The 11938-nt window shown below is 73.7% G+C and carries 12 protein-coding genes; all 12 read right to left on the bottom strand.

The window, feature by feature from the left end:
* Positions 1-13: 13 nt before the first annotated feature.
* Entirely contained in the window at positions 14-859 is an 846-nt protein-coding gene (locus RB608_RS04215) for an ABC transporter permease (RefSeq protein WP_308086553.1), read from the bottom strand.
* Positions 859-1803 carry an ABC transporter permease gene (locus RB608_RS04220; RefSeq protein WP_308086554.1) on the bottom strand — a complete coding sequence of 315 codons (945 nt, stop codon included), beginning with the start codon at positions 1801-1803 and terminating at the stop codon, positions 859-861. Before RB608_RS04220 ends, RB608_RS04215 begins: the two co-directional genes overlap by 1 nt.
* The gene (locus tag RB608_RS04225; RefSeq protein WP_308086555.1) at positions 1800-2795 is read right to left on the bottom strand and encodes an ABC transporter ATP-binding protein; all 996 of its coding nucleotides are present in this window, start codon (positions 2793-2795) and stop codon (positions 1800-1802) included. Before RB608_RS04225 ends, RB608_RS04220 begins: the two co-directional genes overlap by 4 nt.
* On the bottom strand, positions 2792-3778 hold the full coding sequence (locus RB608_RS04230; RefSeq protein WP_308086556.1) for an ABC transporter ATP-binding protein: 987 nt from the start codon (positions 3776-3778) through the stop codon (positions 2792-2794). Before RB608_RS04230 ends, RB608_RS04225 begins: the two co-directional genes overlap by 4 nt.
* A 33-nt stretch (positions 3779-3811) precedes the next feature.
* Positions 3812-5332 carry an ABC transporter substrate-binding protein gene (locus tag RB608_RS04235; protein WP_308086557.1) on the bottom strand — a complete coding sequence of 507 codons (1521 nt, stop codon included), beginning with the start codon at positions 5330-5332 and terminating at the stop codon, positions 3812-3814.
* Positions 5333-5400: 68 nt separating this feature from the next.
* Positions 5401-6156, bottom strand: coding sequence for an SDR family oxidoreductase (locus RB608_RS04240; protein WP_308086558.1), 756 nt, complete (start codon positions 6154-6156; stop codon positions 5401-5403).
* On the bottom strand, positions 6153-6953 hold the full coding sequence (locus tag RB608_RS04245; protein ID WP_308086559.1) for an enoyl-CoA hydratase/isomerase family protein: 801 nt from the start codon (positions 6951-6953) through the stop codon (positions 6153-6155). The genes RB608_RS04240 and RB608_RS04245 overlap by 4 nt, the downstream gene beginning before the upstream one ends.
* Before the next feature lies 1 nt (position 6954).
* A complete protein-coding gene (locus tag RB608_RS04250; protein ID WP_308086560.1) occupies positions 6955-8592 on the bottom strand; it encodes a CocE/NonD family hydrolase in 1638 nt (545 codons plus the stop codon).
* Entirely contained in the window at positions 8589-9356 is a 768-nt protein-coding gene (locus RB608_RS04255) for an SDR family oxidoreductase (protein WP_308086561.1), read from the bottom strand. Before RB608_RS04255 ends, RB608_RS04250 begins: the two co-directional genes overlap by 4 nt.
* A 12-nt stretch (positions 9357-9368) precedes the next feature.
* A complete protein-coding gene (locus RB608_RS04260; protein ID WP_308086562.1) occupies positions 9369-10187 on the bottom strand; it encodes an enoyl-CoA hydratase-related protein in 819 nt (272 codons plus the stop codon).
* Complete coding sequence (locus tag RB608_RS04265; RefSeq protein WP_308086563.1) at positions 10184-10918, bottom strand: SDR family NAD(P)-dependent oxidoreductase; 735 nt, start codon at positions 10916-10918, stop codon at positions 10184-10186. Before RB608_RS04265 ends, RB608_RS04260 begins: the two co-directional genes overlap by 4 nt.
* Positions 10915-11895, bottom strand: coding sequence for an amidohydrolase family protein (locus RB608_RS04270; RefSeq protein ID WP_308086564.1), 981 nt, complete (start codon positions 11893-11895; stop codon positions 10915-10917). The genes RB608_RS04265 and RB608_RS04270 overlap by 4 nt, the downstream gene beginning before the upstream one ends.
* Positions 11896-11938: the final 43 nt, after the last annotated feature.

Genomic DNA, 11938 nt, shown 5'->3' on the forward strand with positions numbered 1-11938 from the left:
GCGCACGTCGCGGTCACCGGCGGCGCGGGTCGAGGAGCCGCTGGACCTCCTCGCCCACGATGTTGAGGGCGAAGACGGTCAGCGCGATCGCGGCGCCCGGGACGAAGATGCTCATCGGCGCGCGCTCGAGGAAGGTGTAGGAGCGCGCCAGGATGGTGCCCCACGACGCCGTGGGCGGCTGGACGCCGAGCTGCAGGAAGCTCAGACTGGCCTCGGCGATCAGGGCGAAGCCCATCAGCACCGCGAGCTGCGCGACGATCGGCTGGACCACGTTCGGCACGACATGCGGCAGGATCATCCGCCGCACACCGCGGGCACCGAACGACGACGCCGCCTCGATGTAGGTCTGGCCGGCCACGGCCATGGTCTGGGCGCGGGTCAGGCGCACCACCACCGGGGTCAGCACGACACCCACGGCGACCATCGCCGTCGTGATGTCGGGCCCCAGCATCGCGGTGATGCCGATGGCGAGGACGAGGGCGGGGAAGGCCATCACCGTGTCGAGCAGCCGCATCAGGATCGCGTCGGGCCACCCGCCGACGTACCCGGCGAGGACCCCGAGGGGGAAGCCGACGACCAGCGCGATCCCGACGGCCAGCAGGGCCGCGAGGATCGAGACCCGGGTGCCGTGCAGCAGTCGGCTGAGGACGTCGCGGCCGAGGTCGTCGGTGCCCAGGGGGTGCTCCGTGCTGGGGCCGAGGAGCACCGAGGTGAGGTCCTGGTGGTTCGGCGCGTGGGGTGCCAGGACGTCGGCCAGGACCACGACGACCGCGACCACGGCGAGGATGCCGTAGCTGAGCCAGATCACCGCCGAGGTGCGCGGTGCGGTGCGGGCGGGCTTGCTGAGCGTCGTCCACATCAGGAGATCCTCGGGTCCAGGAGACGGTAGGAGATGTCGACGACCAGGTTGGTGACCAGCACGATCACCGCGGCCAGCAGCACCACCGCCTGGATGACGACGTAGTCGCGCTGGTTCGTCGCCTCCACGACGAGGGACCCGATGCCCGACAGGCCGAAGACGGCCTCGACCACCACGGCGCCGCCGACGAGGTGGGACACCTGGATCCCCAGGATCGTCGCCAGCGGCAGGCTCGAGTTCTTCAGGGCGTGCCGCCACACGATGGACCAGCGGGACAGGCCGGTCGCCCGCAGGGTCCGCACGTAGTCGGAGCCGAGGCTCTCGATCATCGCGGAGCGGACCTGCCGGCAGATCTCGGCCGAGCCGACCATGCCCAGGGCGATCGCGGGGAGGACGAGGGCGCGCAGCGCGTTGCCGGGGTCGTCGGCGAAGTCCACGCCGCCCGGTCCGGGCAGCCAGCCGAGCTGCAGGGCGAAGACGGCGATCAGCATCATGCCCAGCCAGAAGTTCGGGATCGCGATGCCCGCGGTCGCCGCGGTGGTGAACAGCCGGTCGACCCAGCTGCCGGGCCGCTGCGCGGCGGCGACGCCGCTGGGGATGCCGATGACGATCGCGACGAGCAGCGCGAAGAGGGTCAGCACCAGGGTCACCGGGAGCCGGTCGAGCACGATCTCGGTGACCGGCTGTCCGGTGCGGTACGACGTCCCGAGGTCGCCGGTGACGACGCCGCCGATCCAGTCGAGGTAGCGGGTCAGCACCGGCTGGTCGAGGCCCAGGTCGGCGCGGATGGCCGCGAGCTTCTCGTCCGTCGCGTACTCGCCGGCCAGGGCCACCGCCTGGTCGCCGGGGATCAGCTGTTGCAGCAGGAAGGCGACCAGCGTGGCCAGCAGCAGGGTGGGCACGGTCCAGACCAGCCGGGACGCGACCGCGGAGGCGATCCTCATCGGGTACCACTCCTCGTCGCGTCGGCCGGGCGCGGGCCGTAGAGCTCCGCGACCCGCAGACAGGCCGACGTACCGCCGTCCGCGACGGGGAGGAGCACCGGCGTCTCCGTCGCGCAGGCGGCGGTGGCGTGCAGGCACCGGGGATGGAAGCGGCACCCCGAGGGTGGGGCCAGCGGGCTGGGCACGTCCCCGCGCAGGATGATCCGATCGCCGGCCCCCGGCGCGTGCACGTCGGGGCGTGCGGAGAGCAGGGCCTCGGTGTAGGGGTGGCGCGGCGCGTCCAGCAGGACGTCGGCCGCGGCCGTCTCCACCAGCCGGCCGAGGTACATCACGGCCACCCGGTCGGCGATGTGGCCGACCACGCCGAGGTCGTGGCTGATGAACACGACGGTCAGGTCGTACTCGTCCTTCAGGTCGCCGAGCAGGTTGAGGATCTCCGCCTGCAGCGCCACGTCCAGCGCGGCGACGGACTCGTCGCACACGAGCATCCGCGGCCGGGTCACCAGGGCCCGGGCGATATTGACCCGCTGCTTCTGGCCACCGCTGAGCTGGTGGGGATAGCGGTCGTGCAGGTGGGCGGGCAGTCCGACGTCGGCCAGTGCCGCCCGGACCAGGTCGTCGCGCTCGGCGCGGGCGCCGCGGCCGAGGACGTCGAGCGGCTCGCGGACGCTCTGGTGCACCCGTCGGCGCGGGTCGAGCGCGCTGTGCGGGTCCTGGAACACCATCTGCACCTCGGCGGTGAAGTCGCGACGGCGCTGCCGGGACATCCGGGCCACCTCCTCGCCCTGCCAGGAGACCGAACCCGCGGCGGCGGGGACCAGGCCCAGCATGGCGCGTGCCAGGGTCGACTTGCCCGAACCGCTCTCGCCGATCAGGCCGAGCGTCTGGCCCGCGACGATGTCCAGGCTCACCCCGTCGACGGCCGAGACGCTGCGTCGCCGCCCGACCGGGAAGCGCACCGAGACGTCGTCGAGTCGCATCAGCACGTTCATGACCCGCTCCCTGCCAGCTGCAGGTCCTCGGCGCGGGCGCACCGGACCTCTCGACCGCCGGTCACCGGGCGCAGTTCGGGGGTCGCACCGCACGCGGGCCGCGTGTGCGCGCAGCGCTCGGCGAAGACACAGCCCTCGGCGGTCCGCCCCGGGGCCGGTACGGCGCCCGGGATGGTCGGCAGCCGACCGCCGCGGTGCCGGGGGTCGGGCAGGGCGGCGAGCAGGCCCGAGGTGTAGGGGTGGAGCGGCCGGGCGAGGACCTCCCCCACCGCGCCGGACTCGATCACGCGGCCGGCGTACATGGTGATCATGCGGTGGCACATCTGGGCGACCACACCGAGGTCGTGGGTCACGAACACCACCCCCATCCCCTCGTCGCGGGCCAGGCCCGTGATGAGCTCGAGCAGCTGGGCCTGGATCGTCGCGTCCACCGCGGTGGTCGGCTCGTCCGCGATGAGCAGCCGGGGCGAGCAGGCCAGCGCCAGCGCGATCACCACTCGCTGCCGCATGCCGCCCGAGAGCTCGTGCGGGTAGGCCCGCAGCCGGGCCCGCGGGTCGGGGATCCCGACCTGGTCGAGCAGCTCGGCGGCACGCGCGGTGGCCTGCCGCCGGTTCAGGCCCTGGCGGCGCCGCAGCGTCTCCACGAGCTGGTGGCCGATCCGGAAGACGGGGTCCAGCGCCGTCATCGGCTCCTGGAAGACCATCGCCATCGGGACCTCCGCGTGCGGACGCAGACGGCCCGTGGCGTCCCACAGCGGTTCGCCGTGCAGTCGCGCCTCCCCCTGGACCCGCGCCGTGCGCGGGTCCAGGAGGCCCATGAGCGCCAGCGAGGTGACGGTCTTGCCGCTCCCACTCTCGCCGACCAGGCCGACGACCTCTCCCGGCGCCACGTCGAAGGAGACGCCGTGCAGCGCCTGGACCTGCGTTCCGTACGCACCGAAGAAGACGTCGAGACGATCGACGCTGAGCAACGCTCCACTCATGTCAGCACCTGCTTGTCGGTCTTGTCGCTCTGGTCAGTCCAGCGAGACGCCGAGGAACTTCGGCTTGCCGAGGAGGTTGTCCTCGAAGCCGGAGACGTCCTCGCCCAGCGCGATCAGGTTGTCGGGGAAGGAGATCGGGAGGAACGACGCGTTCTCGAAGATCGCGGTCGCGGCCTCATGGAAGCCGGGTGCCCGCTGGTCGCCCTCGAGCGACGCGTCGGTCGTCTCCAGCGCCTCCGCGAGACCCGGGGTCGCCAGGCCGGACACGTTGTAGAAGCTGCTGTCCGAGAAGAGCACGTCGAAGGCCATCTTCGGGTCGGGACGGCCGGTGAAGGCGGAGAGCAGCGCGGGCTCCGCGTGGTCGACGAAGTAGGCGTTGACCGCCTGGACGCCCTCCAGCGGCTTCAGGTTGACCGTGACACCGACGTCGGCCCACTGCTGCTGGAGGATCTCACCCATCCGCACGGTGCCGGCGTCAGCGCTGAGCAGCATGTCGAAGGACAGGTCCGACGCGCCGGCCTCGGCCAGCAGCGCCCGGGCCTGGTCCGGGTCGAAGTCGTAGGCCAGCTCCTCGTTCGCCGCCCAGTAGCTGCCGGGGAACAGGGTCGAGGCCGGGCTGCCCAGCCCGAAGTAGGCGCTCTTCACGATGGTCTCGCGGTCGATGGCGAGATTCAGCGCCCGGCGTACGCGCACGTCCTTCAGCTCCGCCGAGCCGAGGTCGAAGTACACCTCGTCGACCCACAGCCGCGGCGTCCGGACCAGCTGGACCTCCGACTTCCCGTCCAGCTCGGCGGCGTCGGAGGGGGCGTAGCCGAGGGCGACGTCCTGCTTGCCGGAGCGCAGCGAGGTGGCCCGGGTGGTCGGATCGGCGACCACGTTGAACTGGAGCTCGGGCACCCGGGTGGCGTCGGCGTCCCAGTAGTCGTCGAACCGCTCGACGCGCAGGAACTGGCCGCGGTTCCACTTCACGATCGACCACGGGCCCGCGCCGACCGGGTTGTCGCTGACGTCGCCGTCGCTCTTCTCGACGGCGGCCGGCGAGACCATCATGCCGGCCCGGTCCGCGAGCACCATGAGCAGCGAGGCGTCCGGCTCGGCCAGCTCGAGGGTGACGGTGAGCGGGTCGTCCACGCGGATCGCGGTGACCGAGGCGAGGTCGACCGCGACGTTCGAGCCCTCGCCGCGGGCACGCTCGAGGTTGAACCGGACCGCCTCCGCGTCCAGGGCGGTGCCGTCGTGGAAGGTCAGCCCGTCGCGCAGGGTGAGGGTCAGCTCCTTCGGGCTCGCCTGCGACCAGGACTCCACCAGGCCGGGCTGCGGCACCATGTCGGCGTCGAAGCCGACCAGCGTCTCGTAGATCGGGTAGAGCATCACGTGGTCGCCTCCGGCACTGCCGAGGATCGGGTCCAGCGAGGACGCGTCGGCCGGTACGGCGACGTCGAGTCGCCGGTCCCCTCCGGCGCTGTCGCCGTCGCCGCCGCAGGCGGTGAGGGCGAGGGTGAGGGCGGTGACCAGCGCCACGCCCGTCCGCTTGAGTGTCATGAGCTTCCTCATGTGTCTTCCTTCCTTGACAGCGCTCGGCGCGCTGGGGTCTGTCGGATCCGGCCCGAGCCGTCGTGCGGTCAGCGCAGTGCGTTGCCCCCGTCGGCGATCAGGGACTGGCCGGTCACCCAGCCGGCGGACGCGCTGCACAGGAAGCCGACGACCGCCGCGAGGTCGCCCGCGCGCCCGACCCGGCCCAGGGGCGTCGCGCGCCGCACCGCCTCCTTGAGGCGCTCGGGATCGCTCGTGATCTCGGCGAGGGCGTCGGTGTCGACGACGCCGCCGACCGCGGTGTTGGCCGTGATGCCGCGCGGCCCGAGCTCGGCGGCCAGGTAGCGCACGACGCTCTCCACCGCGGCCATGGACGCCGCGATGGGCGCATAGCCCGGCACGTGCCGGTGGGTACCGGTGCTCGTCACCGCGACGATCCGACCGCCGTCGTCCAGGTCGGCGCCGGCGGCGTCGACCAGGCTCAGCAGCGCACCGACGCGGGCGGTGAACATCTCCTGGTACACCCCCAGGGCCACGCCGAGCGACGTGCCGAGGCCGGGATGCTCCGCGCCGAAGCCGGTCGCGTTGGACACGACGGCGCGCACCGGGCCCAGCGCCGCGCGCGCCCCGGCCACCAGCAGCTGGCAGGACTCCGGCGAGCGCACGTCGACCTGGTAGGCCACCGCCCGGACCCCGTGTCCCTCCGCCGTCGCCACCACCTCCTGCGCGGCGTCGGCCCGGGCGAAGTAGCCGACAGCGAGGTCGTAGCCGTCGCGTGCCAGCTGCTCGGCGACGGCGCGGCCGATGCCGCGGCTGGCCCCGGTGACGACCGCGAGCCCGCTCATGCCGGCTCCCCGAGACCCGAGAAGCCGACCGGGGCACCGGCCTGCGCCGCGGCGTACCGCTCGCGGGCGGCGCGCTGGAGACGCAGCGAGTCCGGCGTCGCGAGCAGTTCCCCGAAGGTGCCGCCCTCCAGCCGCAGGGCGGCGGCGAGGTCCAGCTCGGCGCCCTCGCGCACGACCCGCTTGGCCGCGGCCACCGCGGCGCGCGGCAGCCGCGCGATGTCGGTCGCGGCCGCCAGCACCTCGGCGCGGAAGTCGCCGGAGAACACCCGGCTGACGATCCCGAGCCGCTCGGCGTGGGCGGCGTCGACCCGCAGGCCGGTGATCACGAGGTCGGTCGCGGGACCGCGCCCGATCAGCCGGATCAGGCGCTGGGAGCCGCCCGCGCCGGGGACGATGCCCAGCGCGGTCTCGATCGCGGAGAAGTGCGCCCGCGGGCTCGCCCAGCGCAGGGTGCAGGCGAGCGACAGCTCCAGTCCCCCACCCCATGCCTGGCCGTCGATGGCGGCGACGACCGGCTGCGGCATGGTCTCGATCAGGCGCATCGTGGTGTACCACGCCCGCGCCTCCGGCACCGGCCCGTCGGCCAGCCGGGTCAGCTCGTCGAGGTCGGCGTGCGCGATGAAGCGCTCCGGGTCCGCGCTGGCCAGGACGACGACGGCGATGTCCGGGTCGTCCGCGAGAGCAGTGAGATGGTCGCCGAGCTCGGTGAGCGCGGCGAAGGTGAGGAAGTTCCGCGGGGGGTTGTCGTAGACGAGCTCGACCACGCCTCCGGAGCGGGTGGCTTTCCACAGCGGCATGTCAGCGCTGTCCTTCCTGGGGGTGGACGTCGATGGAGAGCGTCGACTCCGCGAGATGGAGGTCGACGGCGACGGTGCGGGCCTCGGCGGAGGTGCTCGAGGGCGCGCCGGTGCTGAGGTTGCGGTCGAGGTGGGGGAAGGCGCTGCCCGTCACGAGCAGGCCCAGCCGGTGGCCCGGCCCGAAGCGCTGCGCGGCGTACCCGAGGTCGACGCGGACCCGGGCAGGAGCGCCGTCGGCGGGGCCGCCGAGCACGTGGCTCAGCCGGGCCACGCCCTCGGCGACGGGGTACACCCGCCCGTCGGGACGGACGTCGACCAGGCGGACGACGAGGTCGGCGTCCGGCTGGCTCACCGACACCGTCAGGTCCGCGTGGACGGCGCCCACGACGTCGAGCGGCTCGTCGAGCTCCGCCGTCCGGTAGCCGAGCACATCGGGTCGCTCGAGCTGCCGGCTCAGGTCGAGCGGTCCCGGCGTGGACCGCCCGAGGTGGATGACCCGGCCGCCGCGGCTCGGCACCGGGTCGAGCGGGTCGTGGACAAGGCTGTCGACGGCGCCGGCCGCCTCCGGCTCGGGACCGAGGGCGCCGGCCCGCCCCAGGTGCAGCACCTCGGACCGGGTGGCGCGCGGCGGCCAGGCATCGGCCGTGTGCCACTGGTCGGCGCCCATGAGGAAGTACCTGACCTCGTGCCGCGGCGCGACCGCCGCGGGGTCCGCGAAGAAGGCCAGCTGCTGCGCGGGCACGGTCGCCGCCGCGGCGGAGGCGGTGATGCCGAAGTTCAGCTCGCCGGTGTGGTGCGGCAGCGGTCCGGTGTGCGCCCACGGGCCGACGACGAGGCGGTGCGCCAGCTCGGGATGGGCCCGGACGGCGTCGCGGAACGTGTCGATCGTGGCGGAGGCGAAGACGTCGAACCAACCCGTCGTGACGAACACCGGCACCTCGACGGCGGCCGGCTCCCACTCGGGGGTGGTCGGCACCCGGCCGGCCAGCAGCGCGGGGACGTCGATCGGGAAGCCGCGCAGCCGCGCCAGCGGACCGTCGGCCAGCGGCAGTGCCGCGAGCGCCGGCTCCGGGTCGAGCAGCAGAGCGTGCAGGGTCGCGACCGTCTCGGCGTCGGCGTCCTCCGGACGCCGACGCAGCCAGTCGGCGGCCATGTAGAGCAGCCAGCTGACGACCTGCTCGAGCCGCATCGCCCCGCCCAGCTCCCGCAGGTCGCGGCTGCCCGAGGTCACCATCGCCGCGGCCACGCCGGCCAGGCTCGGCGGACGCTGGGCGGCGCCCAGGAAGGAGACGATGCCGCCGTACGACGTGCCGGCGAGGATCACCCGGCCGTCGCACCACTCCTGGCGGGCGACCCACTCCACGGTGTCGTAGGCGTCGAGGGCCTCCTGGTCCCACATGATCGGCTCCCAGTCGCCCTCCGAGCCGAACCGGCCCCGGGTGTCCTGGCAGACCGCGGCGAACCCGCCGTGGAGGCAGTCGACCGGCCGCAGTACGTCGGAGGTGATCGCGCGGCGGCCGTAGGGCGTGCGGAAGACCACCGCGGGACGGGGCTCGCCGTGGTGCCACACGTCGGCCTGCAGCGCCACGTCGTCGCGCATCGGCGTCGCGACGTCGCCGAGCCAGAAGCCGGCGCTCACGCCGACGCCGCCGTCGGGAGCATCCCCAGGCCCATCTCGTTCCAGCCGGCGGTCGCGCCGCCGTCGACCGTGATCACGCCGCCGTTCATGTACGACGACTCGGGGAGCGCCGCGAAGACCGCCGCCCGGGCCTGCTCCTCCGGGCGGCTGAGCCGTCCGGCAGGCGTCGCTCTCAGGAACCCGTTGCGGGCGACGCCGTCCTCCGGCCACAGCTCGTCGGCCATCGCGGTGTGGGTCGGTCCGGTGACCATCGCCACGGCGCGGATGCCCTGGGCGCCGTAGTCGACCGCGACCGATCGGGTCAGCCCGATGACCGCGTGCTTGGCCATGTTGTAGACCGACGACCTCGGCGTCGCGCCGACGCCGCACATCGAGGCGGTGAACACGAAGACGCCGCCCCGCTCCCGCATGTGCGGCACGCCCGAGCGCACGAGGTAGAAGTTCGCGTCGCAGCACACGCCCATCACCCGGCGGTAGTCGTCGTCGGAGATCGAGTGCGGGCGACCCGGGATGCTGATGCCCGCGTTGCCGTGCACCACGTCGAGCCGGCCGTGCTCGGCCACCACCGCACGCAGTGCGGCGTCGACCGCGGCGGGGTCGGACACGTCGCAGGCCCGGATCCCCGGACCCTCGCGCAGGTCCAGGCCCACCACGGTGGCGCCGGCCCGCTCGAACAGCGTCGCCGACGCGGCTCCGATGCCGGACGCCGCGCCGGTCACGACGACGACGTGGCCGTCGAAGCGGCCGAAGATGTTCTCGCTCATGGCGGTGTCTCCCTACTTCCCGACGAAGCGCGGACGGCGCTTCTCGATGAAGGCCGTGGCGCCCTCGAGCGCGTCCTCGACCTCGGCGTTGTTGCGGATGTGGACGGCGTTCTGCAGGCGCAGGGCCTGCTGGACGGGCTGGCCGATCGTCTGCTCGCGCAGCTCCTTGAACAGGCCGATGGCCGCGGTCGGCGCGCTGGCGAGCCGCTCCGCCTCGGCGAGGACCGCGCCGACGAGGTCCTCGGGCGCGACCACCTTCGTGAAGATGCCGAGGCGCTCGGCCTCGTGCGCGTCGAGCAGCGCGCCCGACAGGTAGATCTCGGTCGCCCGCGCGGCGCCGACGAGCCGCGACATCATCACCAGGCCACCGGCCTGGGCGACGTTCAGCAGCGCGCTGCCGAGACGGGCTCGCGAGCTCGCGATCCGGAGGTCGCCCGCGCAGGCCAGCTCGGCACCGGCACCGGCGGCGTCGCCGTTGACCGCCATGATGACCGGGACCCGGCTGGTCACCAGCATCTCGATGATCCGCAGGTACATCGGGTCCGGCGTCGTACCGATCACCGGCGAGCGCTCGTACTCCCCGCGGAGGTGCTCCTCGACGGCGCCGAGGTCGTCGCCGGCGCAGAAGGACCGGCCCTCGCCGGTGATCACCACGACCCGTGTCGCGCGGTCCGCGAGCGCCCGCTCGAGCACGGCGTACAGCTCCTCGCCGAGAGCGCGGTCGATCGCGTTCAGCCGCTCCGGGCGGTTCAGGGCGATCCACCGGACCCCCGGGCTCGGCTCGTGGGTGCGCAACGTCGAGAGCGCGGGCTCTTCGTGCAGGGTGGTCATGAGCGGTTCATTCCTCCATCGATGAAAAGTGACTGGCCGGTGACGTAGCCGGCGTCCTCGCCGAGGAGCCAGCTGACGGCGCCGGCCACGTCGGCCGGGCGCCCCAGGCGGCGCAGCGGCAGGGTCCGGGCGACGCGCTCGGCCAGCGAGCGCAGCTCGCCCTCGTCGAGCATCGGCGTGTCGATGAACCCCGGGCAGACCGCGTTGGCGCGGACTCCGCGGGGGCCCAGCTCGACAGCCAGCGAGCGGGTCAGGGTCAGCAGGCCGCCCTTGCTGGCGTCGTAGGCGACCTGGCCGGCGAAGCCGGTCACCGCGATCGAGCAGACGTTGACGACCGCGGCCGAGCGGCCGGCCGCCAGCAGGTCGGCCAGGTCGCGGGCCAGCCGGAAGGGCGCGCCCAGGTTGACGTCCAGGACGGCGTCCCAGCGCTCGTCGGCATGCTCCGACAGCGGCGCTCGCAGCTCGATCCCGGCGTTGTTGACGAGGCCGTCGATCCCGCCGAGCAGCTCGACACCGTGCCGCGCGACCTCCCGGGAGGCAGCCGGATCCCGGAGGTCGACGCCGACGACGTGCAGGCCCGGCGCGTCCGGGCCCCGGTCGCGACGTACGACGTCCGGGTGGTCGACCGCCAGCACCCGGGCGCCGTCGGCGAGCAGGCGAGCGGTGAGGGCGGTGCCGATCCCTCCCAGCGCGCCGGTGACGACGACACGACGCTGCTCGAGGTCCGTCATCCGGCCGCCTCCAGGTCGCGGGCCAGCAGCCGGGCCGCGTTGCCGCTGAGCCAAGCCTCACGAACCTCGGCGGTGATCGGGAGCAGGGCGGCGGACGCGACCACCGCGGCCGGTCCCTGGCCGTGGGTCCAGCTCGTGGAGCCGAAGAGCACCCGGTCGCGCACCGACCGCGACCCGTGGAGGAAGAGCGGCTCCCAGCCGGAGCCGGCCGCGGCCATCGTGCGCGGGTGGTGCGAGGAGAACTCCAGGTAGACGTGCGGATGGCGCTGGAGGAGGGCGACGGCGTCCAGGACCCAGGGCCAGCCGCCGTGGCCGAGCACGATCCGCAGGCGCGGGTGCCGGATCGCCAGGGCGTCGATGACCTGCGGGCTGCTGATCGTCATGGGCGAGGAGGAGAAGCTCTGCCCGCTGTGGATCCAGACCGGCAGGTCCCGATCGACGGCGAGCGCCCACAGCCCGTCCAGGGCCGGGTCGCCGGGATCCACGCCGTCCAGGAAGGGGATCACCGACAGTCCCGTCATGCCGAGCTCGTCGACCGCCCGTGTCGCCTCGGCGACCGCGGCGTCCGGGTCCGCCAGCGAGACGCCGGCCCAGGGCACGAAACGGTCGCTGAGCCGGGCGATCCCGGCGACGTGGTCGTTCGTCGTACCGCCCTCGCACGGCCACGGTCCGCCGTGGATCACCTGCACGATGTCGTTGTCCTCGAGCTCGGCGACCCGGGCCTCGGGATCGAAGGCGCGGGCCGCGACCGCGGCCAGATCGTCGATCGCCGCGTCGAGGTCCTCGGCCAGCGCCGCCCGGATCTGCCGGGGCGAGCGGTCGGACAGGGCGGCGAAGCGCGCGGCGAAGACCACGCCGTAGCGCGGCGCGGCGCTCAGCAGGGCGCCCAGGTAGGCCCGCCAGCCCTCGCGGCCCAGGACGACGTCGCACAGGTCGACGGCGGCGGGCTGCCGGGTGAAGGGCATCACAGAATGCATGAACGTTTGTTTACCAGGACGGCGAGCGCTACGTCAACAAACG

Origin of the sequence: Nocardioides sp. LHD-245 (assembly GCF_030929495.1) — a bacterium.
In the GTDB taxonomy this organism is placed as follows: domain Bacteria; phylum Actinomycetota; class Actinomycetes; order Propionibacteriales; family Nocardioidaceae; genus Nocardioides.

Bases quoted from the DNA above. Each gene is read 5' to 3' on its own strand.
- RB608_RS04265 (WP_308086563.1), bottom strand. From the start codon at position 10,918: ATGACGGACCTCGAGCAGCGTCGTGTCGTCGTCACCGGCGCGCTGGGA.
- RB608_RS04225 (WP_308086555.1), bottom strand. From the start codon at position 2,795: ATGAACGTGCTGATGCGACTCGACGACGTCTCGGTGCGCTTCCCGGTC.
- RB608_RS04235 (WP_308086557.1), bottom strand. From the start codon at position 5,332: ATGAGGAAGCTCATGACACTCAAGCGGACGGGCGTGGCGCTGGTCACC.
- RB608_RS04230 (WP_308086556.1), bottom strand. From the start codon at position 3,778: ATGAGTGGAGCGTTGCTCAGCGTCGATCGTCTCGACGTCTTCTTCGGT.
- RB608_RS04270 (WP_308086564.1), bottom strand. From the start codon at position 11,895: ATGCATTCTGTGATGCCCTTCACCCGGCAGCCCGCCGCCGTCGACCTG.
- RB608_RS04260 (WP_308086562.1), bottom strand. From the start codon at position 10,187: ATGACCACCCTGCACGAAGAGCCCGCGCTCTCGACGTTGCGCACCCAC.
- RB608_RS04240 (WP_308086558.1), bottom strand. From the start codon at position 6,156: ATGAGCGGGCTCGCGGTCGTCACCGGGGCCAGCCGCGGCATCGGCCGC.
- RB608_RS04245 (WP_308086559.1), bottom strand. From the start codon at position 6,953: ATGCCGCTGTGGAAAGCCACCCGCTCCGGAGGCGTGGTCGAGCTCGTC.
- RB608_RS04255 (WP_308086561.1), bottom strand. From the start codon at position 9,356: ATGAGCGAGAACATCTTCGGCCGCTTCGACGGCCACGTCGTCGTCGTG.
- RB608_RS04220 (WP_308086554.1), bottom strand. From the start codon at position 1,803: ATGAGGATCGCCTCCGCGGTCGCGTCCCGGCTGGTCTGGACCGTGCCC.
- RB608_RS04215 (WP_308086553.1), bottom strand. From the start codon at position 859: ATGTGGACGACGCTCAGCAAGCCCGCCCGCACCGCACCGCGCACCTCG.